Genomic DNA, 20,787 nt, shown 5'->3' on the forward strand with positions numbered 1-20,787 from the left:
GCTGGTATTAATTAATGCTTCATAATGTTGGAATATAATACGTGTTAAAGAAAAATTTTTCGATTTTTCCCTTCCCCCATTTCAATCTTTTTTTATTTATTTGAATGAAGCGCTATTCGGTTTCCTTCACTATCAATGATCAACGCCATGAATCCATATTCTTCAGAAATTTGTTTTTTAGGCATTAAAACTTTTCCACCCGCTTCTTCTACTTTGGAAAGAGCAACGCTTAAATCCGGATTGGCATTTAAATAAATTAAAGCGCCATCTTGACTTGGCTTATATGGAGCGCCTTGGCAAAGAGCCCCGCTTACTCCGCCGCTGTCCATTGGAAATGTTGACATTTTTAATCCGCCGAAATCCATTAGCTGCATTTTAACCGAAAGAATTTGAGCGTAAAATTTCTCGGCACGGTTTATATCTATCGCCGGTATTTCAAACCAGTTTAATGAGTTTGTCATGTGATTCCCTTTCTTAATGTTGAATTAATTGTCTGAGAATGTTGGCTTTCAGTTCATGCTTACCGTTAAAACGATGAATTTTATAATTAAGTTTAATTTCTTGCAGCCGTTTAATTTCATTTTCAACTTGTTCTTCCGGAATAAACTCGTCTTCACTTCCAATTACAATTTCTAGATTGATAGAGTTAAAAAGTCCATTGTGATGCTTAAGATCAATATCGGGAGGAATTCCACCGCCCCAGAGAATTAACCGATCAATTTTTGATTTCCCTTTTGTTGTCCATCTGCAAGCAGTAGCAGTCCCCTGCGAAAAACCGAGAACTATAACTTTAGCATTTCTAGTTATACCATATTTAATAACTTCATCATAGACAGAATCAAGATAGCTTACATAATCATTTATCTCTTCTTCGCGTCCTTCTTTTGTCATCCATGTTGCACCGACATTACCGCTGAACCCTTTTAAATAAAATCGGTTTAATGCTTCCGGCGCAATTACCATAGTTGTTTCGTTTATAACCGGCTTAAAATATGTTATAAATTTTTCTGCGAGTTGACCGTATCCATGCAGTACAAACCAAACCGAATTTATTTTTTCTGAATATTCACCCAACAAATAATACCGTGCAGATTTAGAAACTACTATATTTTTTGATGTTGCCATCGATTTGTTCCTATTTCAGTTCAAACAAAGCAAAAAAGAATGACTGCGATTCAGTTATTGTAATAGCCAGGTAAACGTGTATCTCGTTTATTTCATGTTATCAAATCTTTTTAATAAATGTCTTCCCCGTGCTTTGATTGCGGGTGCGCCGTTGATGATCTGCTTTTCAATTTCATCTCGGACTGTCTTTACCAGTTTTTTATTTTTCATTGCATGTGCGGCAAGCGACTGCATACAAGCAACTTTTACTATTATGCTGTCCGATGAATCTAGCCAATCGAAAAGTTGAGCCACAACATTGTTCGTTTCCTTATTGTTCAGTTTTAGATAACCGAGCATCAAAGCAATGTGCCAAATAACTTCTTTCTGTTCGAACTTATATAAGTTTTTCAGGATGATTGATTTTTTCTTCTGAATATATTGGGGATATTTCCTAGAAACTTTTTCAACAGCGTCGGCACACCGGGCTCGAATTAATTTGTCTTCGTGAAATATTCCAGCGAAAACTTCATCGAATAAAAGCGGATCGCTTGTTACCAGTGAGACAACTTCATTTGATTTTCCGATAGAGCGGAGATCGTTTCCTTTCAGTAAATCATAAATTGAGAGCATCTATTTTTCTTCAAGTACTTCTATTTCATCACCAACGTGTAGAACCCCCGTTCCTTCATGAACTAAATTCATCCCGAACATCACTTTGTTATTAACCATTCTGTATGAAGAGAGTGTTTTAAGAGGCTCATCATTTTTTGAACCATTTTCTTGATCAATTGTTGTGGTTACACAACGCGAGCATTGTTTTACGGCTTCAAAGATTATATCACCAATTTTAAATTTTTTCCAATTATCTTCTTCGAACGGCTTACCTTCATTAAAGACAAGATTAGGTCGGAACCGGTTCATCGGCAGTTTTTCATTAAGCCGTGAATTCAAATCATCCAAAGAAGTTTGTCCGATAATTAAGAACGGGAATGCATCGGCAAAACTTACAATCTCATTTTGACTTGCGTATGCCCGGTCAACAAATCTTTCCGTTTCTTCCGGCATAAAAACCATTTTGCATTTACTACCGAGTAGATCGCTTAACCATTCTTCAGCATATTTACCAACCAGCAGCGCCGTGACCAAATCATCCCAAATGTTTACAATTGTTGTCTCGGTAATTTTTGAATTTATAGGAACCACCAGGGGAGAAATTTCTTTTGTCTTATGGCTCAAAATAAGTTTGTTGTGATTTATTTTTGTTTTTAGAAGTGCCAATTCCGGGTTTGTGCGCTGTGTAAGAAATTTTTCATCATTATCAACTATCATCCATCTTCGGTCGTATTTTAATCCTCTATCGGTAACTTCTGCTTCGGAAAGGGAAATTCCTCCCAAAGACTTAACGGGATAAATATTTATTTCGGATAATTTGCGGTTCATCTTTAATTATAAATTATTGGTTTAGAGTTTCAATTTATTTTAAGAAGATTGAAAAATGCCGCCAGACTCTTAGTTTTATCTAATTGTGCTCTACGGTTAATAAAATATTTCACATCTTCCTAATCAACATTTACAAATTACTTTTTATTTAGATTTTCTTCAAAGAGTTTGTAGATTCGTTTATACTCATCGGTCCAGCTGCTCGGTTCTTTAAAACCATGACTTTCAAGCGGGTAGAGAGCCAATTCCCAATTTTCTTTTCCAAGTTCAATCAACTTTTGTGAAAGCCGGATAACATCTTGGAAATTTACATTATCATCAATCACTCCGTGACAGATCAAAAGCGCCCCTTTCAATCCGTTCGCATAATAAATCGGAGAACTTCTTTCATATGCAACACTATCCAGTCCGGGAATATTTAAAATGTTCGATGTATAGCCGTGATTATAATGTGCCCAATCAGTAACGGGTCTTAGCGCTGCGCCTGGCAAAAACATCCGGTTCTTTGAACATTGCCATTAATGTTATAAATCCGCCGTAAGAGCCGCCATAAATTCCAACCCGCTTTGGATCGATTTTGTAATGATCAATTAAATATTTAACGCCATCAACTTGATCCGACAAGTCCTTCCCTCCCATATTCCGGTAAATGTCGGTTCTCCATTTTTTTCCGTAACCGGAACTTGCTCTGTAATCAATATCGAGAACAGTGTAACCATTATCAACCAAAAAATTATTAAACATGTATTCGTGAGAATATTCACTCCACCATTTATGAGCATTTTGTAAATACCCGGCTCCATGAACAAAGATAACAGCGGCTCTGTTTGCTTTTGCATCTTCGGGTTTATACAGGCGGGCATAAACATTTTCCCCGTCCCGCGCTTTAAATGTTACAATTTGGGGATCGCGCCATGGGTAAGAATTAAATTCTGCCGAAGTGGAAAATGTAATTTGCTTTTGTCTTGAGTTGGCTCGATTTTCAGCTACAAATAATTCCCATGGTTTATTTGAGTATGAATAACGGATGGCAAGCGTTGATTCGTCTGGAGAAAGAGTCACTTCGTTGTTGCCGGTCATATTTGTAATCTTTTCCGAATGACCTCCGTTAACCGGCATCTTATAGAAATGTCTTTCGCCGGGATGAACTTCGCTTGCTGTAAAGTAAAAATATTTTTTATCACGCGATAGTTGCGGATCAAACACTTCATATTTTCCGTTAGTGAGTTGTTTCTTTTCGCCGGTTAAAATATTTAGTGTATAAAGATGAGAGTAGCCGCTCTCTTCCGATTGAAAATAGATCCGTTTGTTGTCACTAAGCCATCCGACATTACCGGCTCCCCATCCGATGCCGGGACCTCCAATCCATTCGTCATCGTGCTGACGATCTAGATTTTTTAATTTACCGCTTGCAAGATCTAGAAGCATTATCCATCTGTCTTTATTGTCTAAAGATTTTAAGACTAAGAGGGCATTCATTCCGTTTTCGGAATAAAGCGGTCCGTTGAATAAAACTTCTCGCGGTTGTTCTTTTTTTATTTCCTTCTTAGCGGTATCCGATTTTACTTTATATTCTTTTAAGTATTCCGGTTTTTTAAATATTTCCGGAATGGATTTTGTATCAACATAATAAACCGTGTCTTTTCTGATGTCGTAAATTCCAAATTCATACGAGGGCTGGTCTCTGCCTACTTTAGCCCGTGCGTTTATATCTTCTGTGAAACCGCTTTCTGTTACATAATTCGGAACAATAACTGATTTAGAATTTTTTGGCGTTTTATCTAGGCGGAATGTTACAAAGTTTTCATCCGGAGAAAGCTGAATGCCGCTTACATTTTTTTCTTGAATATAAATTTCCTTTGGTCGTTTCGGCATTATTTGTTTTGATAATTTTTCGCTTTGTTCCCGATCTTCAATTCTTTCTCGAAGAACACTAAATAATTTTAGCTCCTCTTTCTTTAAATATTTTTCTTGATCTGTTGACGGTTCTTTTTGTTCAGGAATCTTTACTCCCTTTCGGAAATCTGTAAGCTGGCTGATTTCTCCACTTGATAAAACCCAAGAATAAAGATTATCATTCATGGTGTAGATTATTTTCTTTCCGTCGGAAGAGAATCTTGGATTAAATTCTCTTTCGTTCGTGTTTGTGATTTGTTGTTGATTTCCCGTTTTTATTTCGAGCAGAAAAATGTCGCCGTTTTTTTCATATACTTTGATTGATCTGTTTTTATTGTAAGATCCATATTGAGACGGCAAGTTTTTCTGCTCTTCCAAACTTAACGGGTGTATCTTTCCATCTTTAGTATTATATGAAAAGAGGGAGTCTTCTTTTGCTTGACTCCGGTTCCATGTGAAGTATATTTTAGATCCGTCATCGCTCCAATAAATCTCTTCCGGGGAAGTTCCCATCCACTTCTGGTTACGCATAATATTTTCAATTGACATCTTAAATTTTTGCGCCCAAATGTTGTTGACAGGCAGGACAGAATAGATTAAAAAGAGAGCAAACAAAATTCTTTTCATTTATACTTCCTTAATTTTTCATTTGTTTAGATTAGCCGCACAAAGAGATCATTCAATTATTTTTAGCTGAGTCAATATTTTTCTAGAAAGACCATCACGGAGATCGCGAGTTTCCTCGTATGTTTTTGCTTCAATGTTGAATGCAAAGAGATAAACATTCCCCTTCTTTTCCACATAACCAACAAGCCAGCCAATCCACGTTCCGTTTTCTTTTGTTCCGGTTCCGGTTTTAAATTTTAGCCGCGAGTTTGAATATAATTCTTCCGGCATAATTTTCTTTACAATATCTATAGACCGTTTTGAAAATGGAAGATTATATTCGTACAAACGTTTTAAAAATGAAATTTGTTCATCGGCGGAGATCTTCAAGCTGTTGTCGAGCCAGAACATATCAACTTTTTTACCGATAGTATGATTTCCATAACTGATTGCTTTTAGATATTTATTTAGCTTTTCCCGTCCAACCCTGCGTGCTAATTCTTGATAATAAGGAACTACGGAATATTTAATTGCTGTTGCAAGAGAGTGATCTTTATTCCACTCTTCATTCCAGCGTTTTATTCCATCCCATTTAATTATAAAATTCTCGTCCGTAATAATTCCGGTTTCCAAACCTATTAACGAGTTTGGAATTTTAAATGTTGACGCCGGCAAAAATCGTTCGGAACATCGTTGAGCGTTGAATCTAAAATATTTCTCCTTCTGCATATCTAACATTACGAATGCGCCGGAATGCCCTTCAAATATTTTAGCAACTGTTAACGAATCATTTTTCTGATTCTGTGCAGCTGTTATTGTTACAATCAAAAGTGTAATGATTGCAATAATCCGTTTTTTCATTTTATTGTCCGGAATCTCTTTTTAAACATCTTTAGCAATTGATCTATCTATTTGTAAAAATTCAACCGGCGCACCGTTATCAACAATAAAAGCAACCATCACACCGGGCGAAGGACTGCTTGGCTCAATAAGGATTTCTTTTCCTTTAATGGTTTCATTTAGATCGTCAACTTCAAACGCAATATGCGGGACAGTCTTAACAAGTTCCGGTGTGGGTGAGCATTCTTCAAAACGCATCCATTCAATTTTATATGGACTGGAATCGTAACCGGAAACATAAGTTTTAAATTTTTCGAGATAGACTTCATTCTCGTGTTTTTCTTTGGTGGGAATTCCTAGATGATGATACTTAAAATTATTGAGCATAAAATCGGTTCGGTTTTATCTCTTATTTTTTTCTCGCAACTATGCCGTCAATATATTTTGTAAATTCTTCCGGTTTTCCGGGAGGAGCAATATCAAAACTAAACTTCATTTTATCATTTTCAATTTTCGTATAGGAAAACCGAAAGCGCGGAGCGGAAGGAATAATATCACTTACAAAAATTGTTGAAAGCGAATCACTGGAAAAACTTATTTTGTAATTAATTGTGTGTCCTTCGTTATCAAAATAGACCGCTTTGTTTTCTCCGCCTTCGAAATAAACAATCATCAAATCATCATGTCTGAATGCCGGTCTTCCATTTTGCGCGGGGTATTCTGCGAAATTCTTTCTTAGCAAGATTCTTTTTTGTAAATCGTACGAAAAAGTAAATGAGCCGGTTGCCTCCCCAGGGGCGCCGCTCCATTCTCCGATTAAAAATTTCAATGCAGTCCAATCGGCAGGCTTAGTCGCTTGTTGTGAAAAAATGCTCGACGTTTGTGTAAACAAAAATACAACCACAATAAATTTTAAAATGTTTTTCAATTGATTCCCCTTTTTTAGTAAAGATAGTATTTAATTATTATTTATTCTTAAATGCCTTGATATAGTTTTTTGTGAAGTCGCTTAGAACCAGTTTTCCGCTTATTTCCGCGCGTTGTTCAAGAAGTTCGTCCCAGTTCTCAGTTCCTTCCCAAAATACTTTTTTCATTTGAGAAATAGCTTCCAGGTTACAGCCGGCAATTTTTTTTACTAGTGCAGAAACCGCTTCATCCAGATCATGGTTATTTGCAAAAACTTTTGTGAATAATCCATTCTGCTTAGCCCAAAACGCATCATGCCATTCAGCATCAATAGACATTGTTATAAATGCAGTCTTTCCAATCTTTCTTTCAACTGCAGGTCCTACAACAAACGGTCCGATGCCCAGCATTAATTCGCTCAATCGAACGGAAGCTTCATTAGACGCCAAGGTGTAATCTGCCGCAGCGGCTATTCCTATTCCGCCGCCGACAGCTTTCCCCTGTATTCGCGCTACAATGAACTTTGGGCATTTCCGCATTGAATTAATCAACCGGGCGAATCCCATAAAAAATTCTTTCCCGCTTTTTAAATCCTTTATTTCCAACAATTCATCAAAAGATGCACCTGCACAGAATGACTTATCGCCATCGCTGCGCAGAACAATTACGTGTGCACTTTTATCGGAAGCGAATTTATCAATTGCGCTTGTAACTTCTTTAACCATTCTGGATGAAAGTGAATTGCTCTTAGGATGAGAAAAAGTAATTGTAGCAATTCCATTAATCATACTAGTTGAAACTTTTCCGTTTTTGTCCATAATTGACCTACCTCTCAAACAAATTCTTTTTGCCGTTAACTATATACTCTAGATCGATAATTTTGTCAATCAAAAAATCGGGAGATGATTTTTGCAGTTCTAACTTTGTTCTATAGCCATAAGTTACGGCGCATGTTTTAGATCCGGCATTCTTACCGCATTGAATATCCATTTCGGAATCACCGACAATAATCGTATTGGCGATATCAATATTCAAACCCAAACAAATTTTTTGGAGCGGTTCGGCCGATGGCTTATGAGCAATGCCCGGGCGACGCCCCATAACATAATCAAATTTATCGATCAAAGAAAAATGACGAAGAATTAATTCTGCCTGATCCTGACCTTTAGTAGTCAACAAACTAATTTTTGTCTTTCGATCTTTCAATTTTGCTAGTAATTCTTCAACTCCGGAATAGACTACCGACGAATCAATGTAATCGAAGTAAATTGATTTATAAATATTTATGAACTGTTCGAAATCCGGAACGGCAAAACCAAATTCGCGAAAGATGTCTTCAAAATGAAGTCCGATCATATTATAAAATTTCTCTTCCGGCATTACTGGCGATATGTTCAAATCCTTTAAAGCATGAAGCGTGGCTTTATAAATTGTTTCGTGAGAGCTAATTAGTGTTCCGTCAAGATCAAAAACAACAAGGTCAATTTTCATTAAAAAACTTCCAAACTATTAAATAGAGGCGATTGGGCCACCGACTCAAAAATATTTAATTATAAAATTAATTTTATGCAGACCAAGCACCAAGAATAATTCCAAATACGAGAATCACAATTAAATGATGGCCTGAATCGACCAAAAGGAGTTTAATTGATTTGCCTTCGAATAAAGAATTAATAACCATCGGTGCGACTATAAATCCAGACCAGCAAAGAAATGATAACCGGATGCCTGCCGCAACTGTAGTTGCATTGCTATGTGCCATTAGCTGCGCCAATGAAAAAGCAATAAATAGATTACATAGAAACGCCAATCCATAAGTTTTAAACGGGTTAAATTCTTTTCTTAAATCTTCTTCGGACTTATCAATCTCTTCCATCCATGTCCTTCCCAAAAGCATTGGGCTATACCATACCGAACCAACAATCATTGATATTACAGCACAGACTAAAACCGCCAAATAATTCACTTGTACAATAATGGACATTATTCCTCCTCATGAAGTTTTGCGATTTGAGAACAACCATGGATTATTAAACTGCAACTCGTTTATTTATTCTTTATAAATTTTGACAACCGGTTGTTCGCCGTTTAAATATTGTCCTCTGTACATTCCTTCCGTATTGAACGGCATGGCAACATTTCCATTTTTGTCAATTGCAATAATACCGCCGTCGCCTCCAAGTTTGCCTAACTTATTCATTATTACTTCGTTGGCTGCATCTTTCAAAGAGAAATTTTTGTACTCCATTAACGCAGAGATATCTTTTGCAACACCAAGTCTGATAAAATATTCACCATAGCCTGTAGCGGAGACAGCACATGTATTATTATTCGCATAAGTACCTGCGCCTATAATTGGCGAATCTCCAACGCGTCCAAATTTTTTCATCATCATTCCGCCGGTTGAAGTACCTGCAGCAAGATTTCCGTTTTTGTCAAGCGCTACCGCTCCGCATGTTCCGTGCTTCTCAGCTTTTTTTCTTTCTTCTTCTTTTTTAAGCATTTTCTGATATGATTCCCATCTCTCTTTTGTAATGAAGTAACTCGGGTCAACCATTTCAATATTATTCTCTTTTCCAAATTCTTCGGCTCCGTCACCAACCATCATTACGTTTGAAGATTTTTCCATAACAAGCCGAGCCAAGTTAATTGGATTTTTAATATGACGAACTCCCGCAACAGCGCCTGCCATTAAATTTTTGCCATCCATGATTGATGCATCAAGTTCGGCTACACCTTTTTCGGTTAAAACGGCACCCTTTCCGGCGTTAAATAGCGGAGAATCTTCCATTATATTTATCGCAGCATTTACAGCATCAAGTGCGGTTCCGCCATTCACTAATATTTTATAGCCTGTTTCAAGAACTTCGTTAAGTTTTGCGATATACTCTGCTTCTCTCTCAGGCGTCATGCTTGATTTTAAAATCGATCCTGCGCCGCCATGAACTACTATTCCGAATCTTGACGATTGTGCAAATACGGTAACAGTGAGAGCTATAAAGAAAAAGAAACTAGCAAGAATAAATCTCTTTGATACACACACGGTTTACACTCCTTCTTTGAATTCTATTCCAAATTATCTCTACTCAATCTAAAAAGCAATCCTCTTTAGAGAAGCACTTTATAATAATTATGATTTGTTTTTACGAATAGATAAATTTCTAATCATAAATAATAAATAATTGGAGAAGCAATGAAATTCCGTCAATTAACTCTAATATTTTTTGCGTTTGTATTATTTCCATACCTGTTGTCAGCACAAGGAAAGAAAAAGAAAGATGTTTATGAATTTGAAATGGTGAAAGAGGTTAAAACCACGCCGGTCAAGAATCAGGCAAAGACCGGAACTTGCTGGTCGTTCGCAACAACATCCTTTGTTGAAACAGAATTGATGCGAATGGGAAAAGGCGATAATATTCTTGCTCCAATGTTTAATGTGCGCTATGCTTATCCGCTCAAAGCGGAAAATTATATTCGATATAGTGGCCTTGCAAATTTTGGCGAAGGCGGACAGGCTCACGATGTTATGAATGTAATTCGAGATTATGGGTTTGTTCCGGAAGAAGTCTACAATGGAATGAACATCGGCGAAGAGCAGCATAATCACGGCGAAATGGACGCCGTAATTAAAGGAATTGTTGACGCAGTTAATAAAGATAAAGGCGGAAAAATTACTCCGCTCTGGCCTCAAGTAATTGAATCATCGCTAAACATTTATCTTGGCAATCCGCCAAAAGAATTTACATACCAAGGCAAAACTTACACGCCAAAAAGTTTTGTCGAAGCGATGGGATTCAAACCGGACGATTATGTTGAGCTAACATCATTCACTCATCATCCATTCTATAAACAATTTGACCTTGAGGTTCCGGACAATTGGAGTAAAGGATTGTATTACAACGTTCCTCTTGATGACTTGATGAAAATTATTGATAACGCTTTGATGAACGGTTATTCTGTCGATTGGGACGGCGATGTGAGCGAAAAATATTTTAACCGTAAAAAAGGAGTTGCAATTGTTCCGCTTGAAGAAGAATTGCCGGTTGTGGATGATTCAAAAAAAGAAGATGATGCCGAAGAAAAACCGGAAGCAGAAAAAATTGTAACTCAACAAATGCATCAGGATGCTTTCGACAACCGCACAACAACCGATGATCATTTAATGCATATCGTTGGAATTGCTAAAGATCAAGAAGGTCATAAATTTTATTACACGAAAAACTCTTGGGGAACGAAGAACTCAAAATATGATGGTTACTGGTATATTTCCGAACAGTATATCCGTTTGAAAACAATCGCCATCATGGTTCATAAAGATGTAATTCCTGCAGAGTTGAAAAATAAATTGCGGATTGAAAATTGAGAATTTAGAAACATTGATAGATTCATTCTAGAGGGCTTGATAAATCAAGCCCTTCTTTTAAATCAAAAAAAATTATTTTCTCTCAAGCGCTCGTCTCTCAAGTTCCTCGCGCGATATATCCTCAACGTGAGTGGCAATCCACCATTTGTTGCCGGCTGAATCCTGAACGCCCGCATTTCTGTCTCCATAAAATTGATCCGCCGGTTTCATCAAAGAAATTCCGCCGGCTTCAATCGCTTTCTTGTAAACAGAGTCTGTATCAGTTACATAAAGATAGAGAGATGATTGAATTGCGGGAAATCCTTCCATAGTCTCACCCATCATAATAATTGAATCTCCAATCTTTACCATTGCGTGCATAACTCTTCCGGTTCGATCGACCATTCTATCAAGTTCAACAGCATCGAATGCCGATTTTAGGAAATCTATAATTTGAGGAATTCCTTTTGTTATCAGATAAGGAGTAACAGAATGAAATCCCTCGGGAATAGGCTTTACTGACATATTTATTCCTCCTATTTGTTATTTGAAGTTGTCATGAGTTCATGTTTTGAACTCACCTTTTCAATAAGAGCAAAAAATGCTAGCACAGTCAAACTACTTTTAATTATTAACCGGATTCCTGTTCTTATCAATCCAATATCCCCATGCAATTAAAATCCATTGAAACATTCCGACCACAGCAATTGCATTTATTTCGTTTGGCGGCGGACCGATAATATTCATCACATAAACCAGAGCAAGAAAAATCAATAATCCCCAGAGGCTGTAACTACCTTTTTTATTTTTTGCTTTAGTCGCGGTTATATAAAAATAAGAACCCAGAATAAAAATCCCTCCCTCAACAATTATTGTAAGTGCAACTGAATTCCATAAACCGAAACCCATCTTAAAATCAATCCATGGAAGCAGCGGAAGATCCGGGCGATGGGTGAACAAATCAAGAATCCAGTGGCTCATTACCAACGCTGCCAGCAATAAAGCGCTCTTAATGTTTTTTTTATAAAGGAAATAAATTATACCAAATAAGAGAGACCAGATTAATACACCTAATAAGCTGTGTGAATACGGATAAGAAATAAAATTCAGCGGTGTGAAGGAAGTATTTCCCGGTTCAATTATTACTTTTTCTATTCCTAGAAGTAAAAAAATTGGCCAGAGCAAATCTATAAACTGTGCGGCAAGGAATAGTGTTCCTAAGGAGATTTTTGGCTCGAGTTTCTTTGCCGCCAACCCGGTTCCGAAATGTCCAATGAACATTGCTTATTCTCCATATTTTTTATAAAGAATCAGTCTAAAATTCAACAATCAATAAACTTTTTACTTCTTTCTTCTTGCCTCTAACTTTTCACATCACTTAATCATCTTTTTCAGTTTATCAATTTCATCCCGCATATTCGCCGCACGTTCAAATTCCAAATCTTTTGCCGCTGCAAGCATCTCTTCGGTCATTTGTTCCAGTAATTCTTTGCGCTGATCATCGGTCATATATTTTATAACCGGTTCGGCTACTTTCAAAAATGTCGAATCTTCCCTTTCGTAATCTTTCTTGCGGACATCCGCAATTGAAGTTGCGTTCATAATTTCTTCAACACTTTTAAATATTGTTGTTGGTGTTATGTTGTGCTCTATGTTGTACTCCGTCTGAAGTTTACGGCGTCGGGTTGTTTCTTCAATTGTCTTGCGCATCGACTCTGTAATTTTATCTGCATACATAATTACAATCCCGTTCACATTACGCGCAGTTCGTCCGGCTGTTTGCATAAGTGATCTCTCGCTCCGCAGAAATCCTTCCTTATCTGCATCGAGAATAGCGACAAGAGAAACTTCAGGCAGATCCAGACCTTCTCGAAGTAAATTCACACCAACCAAAACATCAAACTCGCCGATACGAAGATCACGTATGATCTCAACGCGCTCGAGTGCGTCAACTTCGCTGTGAATGTACCGCACTTTAATTTTTAACTTATCCAAATAGTCGGTTAAGTCTTCCGCCATTTTTTTTGTAAGCGTTGTAACAAGAACACGTTCTTTTAACACAACACGTTTTCTAATTTCACCTATCAGGTCATCAATCTGACCTTTCACTGGACGGACTTCAATTTCCGGATCGAGCAATCCCGTTGGACGAATTACTTGCTCTACAAATGTTCCGTTGCTTCGTGTGAATTCATAATCGGAAGGAGTTGCGCTTACATAAATTAATTGATTCGTCATAGCGTCAAACTCTTCGAACTTGAGCGGGCGATTATCGAGTGCGGAAGGAAGCCGGAATCCATATTCAACCAAGACTTCTTTACGAGAACGGTCCCCGTTATACATTCCGCGTACCTGCGGAATTGTCACGTGAGATTCATCTACTATTAATAAATAATCTTTAGGAAAATAATCGAATAGGCAATACGGTCTTGAGCCCGGGGCGCGGGCGTCCATATGCCGGGAATAGTTTTCAATTCCGGAACAATATCCGATCTCGCGCATCATTTCAATATCATATTTGGTGCGTTGTTCAAGCCGTTGAGCTTCAACATATTTTTCTTGAGACCAGAAATATTTTAATTGTTCACGCAGTTCCTCTTCAATAGAAATAATTGCGCGGTTAACTTGATCTCGAGTAGTTACAAAATACTTTGCCGGGTAAATAGGAATTGAATCAACTTCACGAATTACATCTCCGGTTATGGAATCAATTATTGATAACCGCTCTATCTCGTCTCCCCAAAATTCAATTCTGACTGCTTCTTCGTATTGGTAAGCTGGAATAATTTCCACAACATCTCCGCGCGCACGGAATGTACCGCGGGTAAAATCCGCATCGTTTCTTGTGTAATAAATATCTATCAAATTCCTTAAAAGTTTTTTCCGTTCAACTGTTTGTCCTTTACGTAGAAAGATTATCTGCCGCGCGTATTCTTCCGGTGCGCCAATTCCGTAAATGCAGCTAACGCTTGCAACAATTATTACGTCGTTTCTTCCTTCAATAAGAGATGTAGTTGCTTTCAAGCGCAGCCGGTCGATTTCTTCGTTCACTGAAAAATCTTTCTCAATAAAAAGATCGCGCTTTACTACATAAGCTTCCGGCTGATAATAATCATAATAACTTATGAAGAACTCAACGGCATTGTTTGGAAAGAATGATTTGAATTCCGAATAGAGCTGTGCTGCAAGAGTTTTGTTGTGAGAAATAATGAGTGTCGGGCGATTGTATTCTTTTATAATGTTGCTCATTGTATAAGTTTTGCCGCTTCCCGTTACACCCAGTAAAACTTGATGCTTGTCTCCCCGTTTCAGTCCTTCTAGTAATTCTGCAATTGCTTTCGGCTGATCGCCCGACGGTTCATAACTTGAGACTAATTCGAATTTGTTCATATTCTTAATTGTATTTAGTAAAGTGTGAGGGGTAATATATGAAATCGCTCTAAATCAAAACAAAAAATCGGTCGGTAAAATTCCTTCTAAATAATTAGAACAAGATTAGCGAGAAAATATTTTTTAACTTTGGGCACAATAAATTTAATTTCAGGAATTGTGATTATGAAAAAAATTATTGCTCTTTTATTTTTGTTATCACTGGAAACAACATTCGGACAGATACCGGACTCACTTAAAAATAAATGGATTCCCACTTTCGTTGCCGGACTTGGAATCAATCAAATCGCCTTCAGCAATTGGGTCAAAGGCGGCGATAATTCTATTGCATGGACTTTGTTGGGCGATTTGCATTATGACAAAATAGGAACTCCATGGACATTCAAAAACTCCATTAAAGTTACTTACGGAAGATCAAAGATCGGATCAGAAACATATAGAACAACCGATAACGACCTTTACGTTGAAAATGTTGCTGTACGTGATGTTGGCTGGGTGGTAAGTCCTTTTATTTCCAATTCAATTAGAACACAGATTGCAAAAGGATTTGATTATAAAGTTGAACCCGCGGTTGAAATCGCAAATTTCTTTGACCCCGGTTATATGACTCAAACAATCGGTTTTACATATGATAAATATTCAAATGTTATTACGCGTCTTGGAGTTGGCTTTCAGGAAATATTTACAAATCGCTTTCGCCAATATTCTGATCCAATCAATTTAGCTGACAGGTTTAAGTTTGAAATAGGTATTGAATCCGTAACAGATATCAATTACAAAATTGACGACAATATTGTTTATTCCGGTAAGATGAGGTTTTTTTCTCAATTTAAAAGTCTTGATGTTTGGGATGTTCGACTGGATAACGTAATCGCCGCAAAAGTTACAAAGTATATCTCAGTAAACTTTACTTATCTTGTCATTTATGAAAAAGTTCAGTCGCCGTATACACAAGTTAAAGAAGGGCTTCAAATAGGAATCGTTTACAATATTTTATAAATCTGCTCAATCGTTTTTTAATAAAGAGAAATGGATGAGTTATAAAAATGGAAACAACGTGACAATACCGGAAACACAGGATGAAATTGTAAAAGAGTTTGATCAGTACACGGACTGGGAAGACAAGTACAAACGAATAATAGATTTGGGAAGGCAGCTTGCCTCGCTTGATGAAACTTACCGGACAGATAAATACAAATTGAGCGGTTGTCAAAGCCAGGTGTGGATTAACGCCAAACTTCAAGACGGAAAAATATTTTTTGAAGCCGACAGCGATGCAGCTATTGTAAAGGGTTTAATAGCGTTGATAATAAAAGTTTATTCCGGTCATACTCCGGATGAAATTCTTTCCTCCCCTCCCGAGTTTGTTGCAAAAATAGGAATTGACAATCATCTTTCTCCGACACGCAAAAACGGGCTTGGCGCAATGATGAAACAAATTCAGATGTATGCGGTGGCGTTTAAATCGTTAAATATGAAACGGGAAAAGTGAAACGGAAAACGTTGAGCAGAAAAATTCTCAATTTGCCATTCTCAATTCTCAATTTATTTATGTTTACCAAGTAGCCCGCTTTCTAAGCACTGATTGCACTCAAACTGAAGTGTGATGTGATGAACTCCGAATTTTGATTCAAGCAATTTTTCGATTTTAATTCTCAATTTATCGCTTTCGCTGATTTTCATATCGCTGACATTAAGATGCGCTTCGAGATGAACGTCGTTATCGCCGACAGTCCAGATATGAATGTGGTGGATGTCTTCTACTTCTGATAATTTTTCTACTTCTTTTTTTATTTGATCAAGAGAAATATCCGATGGTGCGCCTTCCATCAAAACATGAACCGCATCGCCGAGTATATCATAACTTTCTTTTATGATGTAAATTCCGATCAAAATTGTCAGCAGCGGATCAATCCAAACAATATTCCAGAGAGCAATGGCAAGTCCGCCTGCAATTAACGCAACGGACGAAACTGAATCTCCCAATAAGTGAATATATGATGAACGTATGTTAAGACTGTCTTTAGAATCGCGCTTAAGCAAAACAGTGCCGATAATATTTGCGACCAATCCCACAAAGGCAACAACTGCCATTGTTTGCGCTTCTATTTTATGCGGCTCATAAAATCTTAAAACCGCTTCATAAAAAAGAAAAATATAAATCACTATTAGAACGGATGCATTTATAACGGCGGCAAGAATCTCAGCACGCCTTAATCCAAACGTATGGCGCTGCGAATTACTTTTCTCTTTCAGCTTCAACGCAATGTAGGAAATAATGATTGCCACACCGTCGCTGAAATTATGAAGCGCGTCCGAGATCAGCGCGAGACTTCCCGATATAATTCCGCCGATAATTTGTACAACTGTGATAATAAAGTTGAGCGTCATTGTAATTGCAAGACGCCCGGTTGTGGAATTTAATCTGCTCTGGTGTGAGTGATTATGATGCGAATGTTCGTGTGCCAATTTATTATTAAGCCTAATATTTAGTAAATTGTTCTACCGCTCCACAAAAATGTGAATGATGAGAATGAAAAACAAATTTTATAATGATTTTGATCTGGAAAGATTAAAACCAAATGCACGCGAAGGCGATTACCGGTCACCATTTCAGATTGACCGGGATAGAATTATTCATTCGTCGGAATTCAGACGACTCCAGGGAAAGACGCAGGTATTTTTACCGGGTGAATATGACTTCTACCGAACCCGTCTGACTCACTCTATCGAAGTAGCCCAAATTGGCAGGGCAATTGCAAGTTTTCTTCTTTCGAAAGAAAAGACCTTTCTCAACGAAGAATATTTTATCGACGAAGACTTGATCGAATCGATCTGTCTTGCGCACGATCTTGGTCATCCGCCATTCGGTCACGCAGGCGAACGAATGCTTAATTTGCTTATGAAAAAATACGGCGGCTTTGAAGGAAACGCGCAAACCCTTAGAATGATAACCGAAATATTTTACCGGGATGAGGATCATCACCGCGGAATGAATCCGACTAGGGCATTCATTGATGGAATACTAAAATATAAAGCTGCATTCAAAAAATTTAAGAATCCGGATAATCATTTCATTTACGACGATCAAAATAAAATTATTGAGTATGCATTCGGCGGAAGGGGAACACCAAAAGAATTATCACATCCCGAAAAATTGAATCAATTCCAAAGCATTGAATGCCAGATAATGGATTGGGCTGATGATACAGCATATTGCATTAACGATTTGGTTGACAGCATTTCGGGCGGTTTCATAAACATTCAAAAACTTTCCCGCTGGCAGGAAGAGAATAAACTCAATCCTTCTCAAAAAATTATTATCGACGAAATTATAAACTGGATTAAAATCGGGAATTTCAAAAAAAAGTTCGGTGCTTTGATTGGTGAGTTTGTGCGCAGCTGCAGCCTAAAAAAACGAAAGACCTTTATGGATGAATTTACGAACCGTTATAAATACGTTTTGGTAATTGATAAAGATATATTCGAGCGGGCTCAGACATACAAAAAGATTTCTGTTGATTTAGTTTTCCGGTCATCTCAGCTGCATCAGATCGAGTTCAAGGGTAATCATATGCTCGAAAAACTTTTTCTACGGTTTGAAGAAAATTATGTTCTTGCTTTAAACGGAACTAGGCTTCTCCCGGATTTTAACGATAAAATATTACGCGCCGAAAAAAATAAAATAAAACGAGCAAGAATGATTTGCGATTATATTTCCGGCTCTACGGATTCTCACGCAATGAGAATGTACCGCCGGTTATTTGATCCGGAGTATAGTTCTCTTTCCGATTTAGTGTAGGGCAGAGAAACAATAAATTACTTGTTAAAGAAGCAAAGTTAGCTCCGCCAAAAGTCTTATCGGCGATCCCATATATCAACCGAGATTAATCGTCTCAATTGCTTTTAAAACCCTTGCCGTGTTTATATTTAAGAATGAGCCAAGTGCTACTATCCCAAGGCCAAGCGTTCCGTAAATCAGAAGCGTTGAAATAAAAAGCAGTTGGTGTAATTTATCGCTCCAATTTGCAAAAAAGATAAACAACAATAACAACGTGAATTCATACAGAGCTATTCCAATGATCCCAAGTTTTAAATTTTTCTCTCTTTTTTCTATCTGCTCTAATGCTTTTTTTCTTATTGCATCAATATCTACTTCGGATGTCATATTTCCTCCAATATTATTTTTACTTTATTAAGTATTTGATAATACAATACGAATTATTAAGAATATCCAGAGCGCCGCTTCCATAAGAACGATTACACTAAGAACTATTTTTGTATTCATCTCAAGATTTTTTATTTGATTCAACACAAACTATTCCATCAATTGATAAACTATGTACCAATAGTTTCAAGTAAAATTTTATCTTGCTTTGCTTTTTCGCGGAGAATTTGTAAACCGTATGCCAGTCGCGACTTCGCTGTTCCAACCGAAATATTTAAAATGTCTGCAACTTCGTTTATGGACATCCCGCCATTATAGTGAAGGGTAATTACAGACCGGCTGGCAGGAGAAAGACTATTAACCAACGATGATAGTTTTTCAAGAATAACTTCTTCAATTTTGTTCTCTGACTCAAAAAAAGAGTGGTTTTCAAGCTGTTCATTCTCCGTCGCAAGTTCTTTATATGAACTATTTTTTCTAATGAAACAAAAAATTTCTCTTGTTGCTAGGCGATACACCCACGAACGAAAAAATTCAGGCTGTTTTAACATTGGTAATTTTTTATAAATTATTACAAAAACTTCCTGAAGAATATCTTTTGCATGTGTTTTATCCGAAAGCATATTATAGATGTACCAGTAAAGTTGACTCTGGATTGTTTTCAACAAAGAATTTAAAGCCTCTTTATCGCCGGATTGTGCTCTTAGAATTAAAATTAGTTCCTTCTTGTCTTTCATACTTTATACACAAAGTTCACTGTTCACAAGATATAAGAGTAAATATTATAGGAAAGTGTTCGAAAGAAATCTAATCTTTTATATTGAATAATTGAGTAGATGACTAGAGTAGAAATTAGCGGTTATTTATTGAGTTTAGTGCTTCTTCGATATTTTTTACATCCTCGTAAAACGAAAGAATTTTATTCATCACTTCATCTACAAGGGAATCGGGACATGAAGCGCCGCTTGTTAGAGCGATTGTAATTGGTTCTTTTTGCGGAAAATAATTTTCCGTTACTATTTCTTTACGTGTATGTAAATCAAAATGACTTATCAGAATACTCGAAATTATTTTTTCCGAACCGGAAATAAAGTAGGTTGGAAATTTTTCTTCCAGAAGTTCAACCAAATGCGAGGTGTTTGAACTGTTATATCCGCCGATAACAATTGCAAGATCGGCATTGCTTTCAGACAAACGCGTTGTAGCGCTTTGGTTGTCATTGGTCGCATAGCATAATGTATCACGCGTATCGGCAAAATGCTCTTTTAGAAATTCAGCGCCGTATTTATTCTTCATTGTGTCGCGCAACAGATCAGAAATTGCTTCGGTTTCCGATGCAAGCATTGTCGTTTGATTAACAACACCTACTCGAATTAGATTTTTTTCAACATCAAATCCGGTTGAATATCTTTCTGCAAAGTACTTATAAAACTCTTCGCCAGCTATTTCACCTTGAATTATCTTTGAAATAATTTCCGCTTCCTTAATATCCCGGACAATAACCGAGGGGGCGCTTTGCCTACTTCGAGAAAATGTTGCTCGAGTTTCCTCGTGTTTGGATTTTCCATGAATAATAACAGTATAATTCGCCTTTCCCAGCTCTGCCGCTCGATTCCAAACCTTTTCTACAAAGGGGCAAGTTGTGTTATACTTAACCGTGTCAATTCCCTTATCTTTTAGAAAAACTTCAGTTTCAAGTGAAGTGCCGAATGCGGGAATGACAACAATATCATCTTTGGTTATTTCGCTCCAATCAATTAACTGATTACCGTATGTATCTAAAATAAATTGAATTCCCTGGCTCTCTAGTTCTAAATTCACCATAGGATTGTGAATCATTTCGCTGAGAAGAAAAATTCTTTTGCCGGGATTTTCTTTTATTGTTTTGTAGGCAATCTCTATCGCGTTTTCAACGCCGTAGCAAAAACCAAAATGGCGGGCAATTAAAAATTTTACCGGTCCAAAATCCAATTCGGTTGGCGAAAAATCTTTTTTGCGGGGATCTTCAGATTTACGAAACTCTTTCAATTTAGAGATAATAGAGCTTCGATAAATATTTGGTACCTCAAAATTTTTCATAATTATAATTTGT

Annotated in this window: 24 protein-coding genes; 4 read left to right on the forward strand and 20 right to left on the reverse strand. The window is 37.1% G+C overall.

From position 1 onward, the window contains the following. Positions 1-92 precede the first annotated feature (92 nt). The 13 genes from NTX65_09365 to NTX65_09425 all read right to left on the reverse strand — a co-directional run bounded on the left by NTX65_09365 (position 93) and on the right by NTX65_09425 (position 9,838). On the reverse strand, positions 93-461 hold the full coding sequence (locus tag NTX65_09365) for a VOC family protein (protein ID MCX6169538.1): 369 nt from the start codon (positions 459-461) through the stop codon (positions 93-95). Between the two features lie 13 nt (positions 462-474). Next, a complete protein-coding gene (locus NTX65_09370; GenBank protein ID MCX6169539.1) occupies positions 475-1,125 on the reverse strand; it encodes a dienelactone hydrolase family protein in 651 nt (216 codons plus the stop codon). An 87-nt stretch (positions 1,126-1,212) separates the two neighbouring features. Beyond that, a complete protein-coding gene (locus tag NTX65_09375) occupies positions 1,213-1,737 on the reverse strand; it encodes a hypothetical protein (protein MCX6169540.1) in 525 nt (174 codons plus the stop codon). Continuing rightward, positions 1,738-2,547 carry an MOSC domain-containing protein gene (locus NTX65_09380; GenBank protein MCX6169541.1) on the reverse strand — a complete coding sequence of 270 codons (810 nt, stop codon included), beginning with the start codon at positions 2,545-2,547 and terminating at the stop codon, positions 1,738-1,740. 137 nt (positions 2,548-2,684) lie between these two features. Then, positions 2,685-3,044 carry a prolyl oligopeptidase family serine peptidase gene (locus tag NTX65_09385; GenBank protein MCX6169542.1) on the reverse strand — a complete coding sequence of 120 codons (360 nt, stop codon included), beginning with the start codon at positions 3,042-3,044 and terminating at the stop codon, positions 2,685-2,687. Beyond that, complete coding sequence (locus NTX65_09390) at positions 3,007-5,070, reverse strand: DPP IV N-terminal domain-containing protein (GenBank protein MCX6169543.1); 2,064 nt, start codon at positions 5,068-5,070, stop codon at positions 3,007-3,009. The genes NTX65_09385 and NTX65_09390 overlap by 38 nt, the downstream gene beginning before the upstream one ends. A gap of 48 nt (positions 5,071-5,118) precedes the next feature. Next, positions 5,119-5,910 (reverse strand): class D beta-lactamase, encoded by a 792-nt coding sequence (gene blaOXA / locus NTX65_09395; GenBank protein MCX6169544.1) that lies wholly within the window; start codon positions 5,908-5,910, stop codon positions 5,119-5,121. A 21-nt stretch (positions 5,911-5,931) separates the two neighbouring features. After that, a complete protein-coding gene (locus NTX65_09400) occupies positions 5,932-6,276 on the reverse strand; it encodes a hypothetical protein (protein ID MCX6169545.1) in 345 nt (114 codons plus the stop codon). A gap of 22 nt (positions 6,277-6,298) precedes the next feature. Beyond that, complete coding sequence (locus tag NTX65_09405) at positions 6,299-6,817, reverse strand: hypothetical protein (GenBank protein ID MCX6169546.1); 519 nt, start codon at positions 6,815-6,817, stop codon at positions 6,299-6,301. Between the two features lie 37 nt (positions 6,818-6,854). Beyond that, complete coding sequence (locus NTX65_09410; protein MCX6169547.1) at positions 6,855-7,613, reverse strand: enoyl-CoA hydratase/isomerase family protein; 759 nt, start codon at positions 7,611-7,613, stop codon at positions 6,855-6,857. Between the two features lie 7 nt (positions 7,614-7,620). Next, positions 7,621-8,286 carry an HAD-IA family hydrolase gene (locus tag NTX65_09415; protein MCX6169548.1) on the reverse strand — a complete coding sequence of 222 codons (666 nt, stop codon included), beginning with the start codon at positions 8,284-8,286 and terminating at the stop codon, positions 7,621-7,623. 73 nt (positions 8,287-8,359) lie between these two features. After that, positions 8,360-8,779 (reverse strand): DUF1761 domain-containing protein, encoded by a 420-nt coding sequence (locus NTX65_09420; GenBank protein ID MCX6169549.1) that lies wholly within the window; start codon positions 8,777-8,779, stop codon positions 8,360-8,362. Between the two features lie 66 nt (positions 8,780-8,845). Then, positions 8,846-9,838, reverse strand: a complete 993-nt coding sequence (locus tag NTX65_09425; protein MCX6169550.1) for an isoaspartyl peptidase/L-asparaginase — start codon at positions 9,836-9,838, stop codon at positions 8,846-8,848. A gap of 150 nt (positions 9,839-9,988) precedes the next feature. Here NTX65_09425 and NTX65_09430 point away from each other — a divergent pair, with 150 nt between their 5' ends. Further along, entirely contained in the window at positions 9,989-11,158 is a 1,170-nt protein-coding gene (locus NTX65_09430; protein MCX6169551.1) for an aminopeptidase, read from the forward strand. A gap of 72 nt (positions 11,159-11,230) precedes the next feature. Here NTX65_09430 and NTX65_09435 read toward each other — a convergent pair whose 3' ends face one another. From NTX65_09435 to uvrB, 3 genes are all read right to left on the reverse strand, one after another. Next, complete coding sequence (locus tag NTX65_09435; protein ID MCX6169552.1) at positions 11,231-11,662, reverse strand: VOC family protein; 432 nt, start codon at positions 11,660-11,662, stop codon at positions 11,231-11,233. 99 nt (positions 11,663-11,761) lie between these two features. Next, a complete protein-coding gene (locus tag NTX65_09440) occupies positions 11,762-12,418 on the reverse strand; it encodes a metal-dependent hydrolase (protein MCX6169553.1) in 657 nt (218 codons plus the stop codon). A gap of 93 nt (positions 12,419-12,511) precedes the next feature. Then, positions 12,512-14,527 carry an excinuclease ABC subunit UvrB gene (gene uvrB, locus NTX65_09445; protein ID MCX6169554.1) on the reverse strand — a complete coding sequence of 672 codons (2,016 nt, stop codon included), beginning with the start codon at positions 14,525-14,527 and terminating at the stop codon, positions 12,512-12,514. A gap of 165 nt (positions 14,528-14,692) precedes the next feature. Between uvrB and NTX65_09450 the strand changes: the two genes are divergently transcribed. Then, positions 14,693-15,526: a DUF3078 domain-containing protein gene (locus tag NTX65_09450; GenBank protein ID MCX6169555.1), complete on the forward strand. Its 834-nt coding sequence runs from the start codon at positions 14,693-14,695 to the stop codon at positions 15,524-15,526. A 34-nt stretch (positions 15,527-15,560) separates the two neighbouring features. Continuing rightward, a complete protein-coding gene (locus NTX65_09455) occupies positions 15,561-16,019 on the forward strand; it encodes a SufE family protein (GenBank protein ID MCX6169556.1) in 459 nt (152 codons plus the stop codon). A 53-nt stretch (positions 16,020-16,072) separates the two neighbouring features. Here the strand turns inward: NTX65_09455 and NTX65_09460 are convergent, their stop codons facing one another. Beyond that, on the reverse strand, positions 16,073-16,996 hold the full coding sequence (locus tag NTX65_09460; protein ID MCX6169557.1) for a cation diffusion facilitator family transporter: 924 nt from the start codon (positions 16,994-16,996) through the stop codon (positions 16,073-16,075). Positions 16,997-17,060: 64 nt separating this feature from the next. Here NTX65_09460 and dgt point away from each other — a divergent pair, with 64 nt between their 5' ends. Further along, complete coding sequence (gene dgt / locus NTX65_09465; GenBank protein ID MCX6169558.1) at positions 17,061-18,329, forward strand: dNTP triphosphohydrolase; 1,269 nt, start codon at positions 17,061-17,063, stop codon at positions 18,327-18,329. Between the two features lie 75 nt (positions 18,330-18,404). Here dgt and NTX65_09470 read toward each other — a convergent pair whose 3' ends face one another. The 3 genes from NTX65_09470 to NTX65_09480 form a co-directional block, all read right to left on the reverse strand. Continuing rightward, positions 18,405-18,695: a hypothetical protein gene (locus NTX65_09470; protein ID MCX6169559.1), complete on the reverse strand. Its 291-nt coding sequence runs from the start codon at positions 18,693-18,695 to the stop codon at positions 18,405-18,407. A 170-nt stretch (positions 18,696-18,865) separates the two neighbouring features. Next, positions 18,866-19,432: an RNA polymerase sigma factor gene (locus NTX65_09475; protein ID MCX6169560.1), complete on the reverse strand. Its 567-nt coding sequence runs from the start codon at positions 19,430-19,432 to the stop codon at positions 18,866-18,868. A 115-nt stretch (positions 19,433-19,547) separates the two neighbouring features. After that, a complete protein-coding gene (locus tag NTX65_09480) occupies positions 19,548-20,774 on the reverse strand; it encodes a 4-hydroxy-3-methylbut-2-enyl diphosphate reductase (GenBank protein ID MCX6169561.1) in 1,227 nt (408 codons plus the stop codon). Positions 20,775-20,787 lie beyond the last annotated feature (13 nt).

It is taken from the genome of Ignavibacteriales bacterium (assembly GCA_026390795.1).
Classification (GTDB): domain Bacteria; phylum Bacteroidota; class Ignavibacteria; order Ignavibacteriales; family Melioribacteraceae; genus Fen-1258.

What these genes read in the sequence shown, in the direction of transcription:
- NTX65_09455 (MCX6169556.1), top strand. Translation starts at nt 15,561, where the DNA reads ATGAGTTATAAAAATGGAAACAACGTGACAATACCGGAAACACAGGAT.
- NTX65_09415 (MCX6169548.1), bottom strand. Translation starts at nt 8,286, where the DNA reads ATGAAAATTGACCTTGTTGTTTTTGATCTTGACGGAACACTAATTAGC.
- NTX65_09375 (MCX6169540.1), bottom strand. Translation starts at nt 1,737, where the DNA reads ATGCTCTCAATTTATGATTTACTGAAAGGAAACGATCTCCGCTCTATC.
- uvrB (MCX6169554.1), bottom strand. Translation starts at nt 14,527, where the DNA reads ATGAACAAATTCGAATTAGTCTCAAGTTATGAACCGTCGGGCGATCAG.
- NTX65_09390 (MCX6169543.1), bottom strand. Translation starts at nt 5,070, where the DNA reads ATGAAAAGAATTTTGTTTGCTCTCTTTTTAATCTATTCTGTCCTGCCT.
- NTX65_09385 (MCX6169542.1), bottom strand. Translation starts at nt 3,044, where the DNA reads ATGTTTTTGCCAGGCGCAGCGCTAAGACCCGTTACTGATTGGGCACAT.
- NTX65_09380 (MCX6169541.1), bottom strand. Translation starts at nt 2,547, where the DNA reads ATGAACCGCAAATTATCCGAAATAAATATTTATCCCGTTAAGTCTTTG.
- NTX65_09365 (MCX6169538.1), bottom strand. Translation starts at nt 461, where the DNA reads ATGACAAACTCATTAAACTGGTTTGAAATACCGGCGATAGATATAAAC.
- blaOXA (MCX6169544.1), bottom strand. Translation starts at nt 5,910, where the DNA reads ATGAAAAAACGGATTATTGCAATCATTACACTTTTGATTGTAACAATA.
- NTX65_09475 (MCX6169560.1), bottom strand. Translation starts at nt 19,432, where the DNA reads ATGAAAGACAAGAAGGAACTAATTTTAATTCTAAGAGCACAATCCGGC.
- NTX65_09420 (MCX6169549.1), bottom strand. Translation starts at nt 8,779, where the DNA reads ATGTCCATTATTGTACAAGTGAATTATTTGGCGGTTTTAGTCTGTGCT.
- NTX65_09410 (MCX6169547.1), bottom strand. Translation starts at nt 7,613, where the DNA reads ATGGACAAAAACGGAAAAGTTTCAACTAGTATGATTAATGGAATTGCT.
- NTX65_09400 (MCX6169545.1), bottom strand. Translation starts at nt 6,276, where the DNA reads ATGCTCAATAATTTTAAGTATCATCATCTAGGAATTCCCACCAAAGAA.
- NTX65_09435 (MCX6169552.1), bottom strand. Translation starts at nt 11,662, where the DNA reads ATGTCAGTAAAGCCTATTCCCGAGGGATTTCATTCTGTTACTCCTTAT.
- NTX65_09430 (MCX6169551.1), top strand. Translation starts at nt 9,989, where the DNA reads ATGAAATTCCGTCAATTAACTCTAATATTTTTTGCGTTTGTATTATTT.
- NTX65_09370 (MCX6169539.1), bottom strand. Translation starts at nt 1,125, where the DNA reads ATGGCAACATCAAAAAATATAGTAGTTTCTAAATCTGCACGGTATTAT.
- dgt (MCX6169558.1), top strand. Translation starts at nt 17,061, where the DNA reads ATGAAAAACAAATTTTATAATGATTTTGATCTGGAAAGATTAAAACCA.
- NTX65_09440 (MCX6169553.1), bottom strand. Translation starts at nt 12,418, where the DNA reads ATGTTCATTGGACATTTCGGAACCGGGTTGGCGGCAAAGAAACTCGAG.
- NTX65_09470 (MCX6169559.1), bottom strand. Translation starts at nt 18,695, where the DNA reads ATGACATCCGAAGTAGATATTGATGCAATAAGAAAAAAAGCATTAGAG.
- NTX65_09480 (MCX6169561.1), bottom strand. Translation starts at nt 20,774, where the DNA reads ATGAAAAATTTTGAGGTACCAAATATTTATCGAAGCTCTATTATCTCT.
- NTX65_09450 (MCX6169555.1), top strand. Translation starts at nt 14,693, where the DNA reads ATGAAAAAAATTATTGCTCTTTTATTTTTGTTATCACTGGAAACAACA.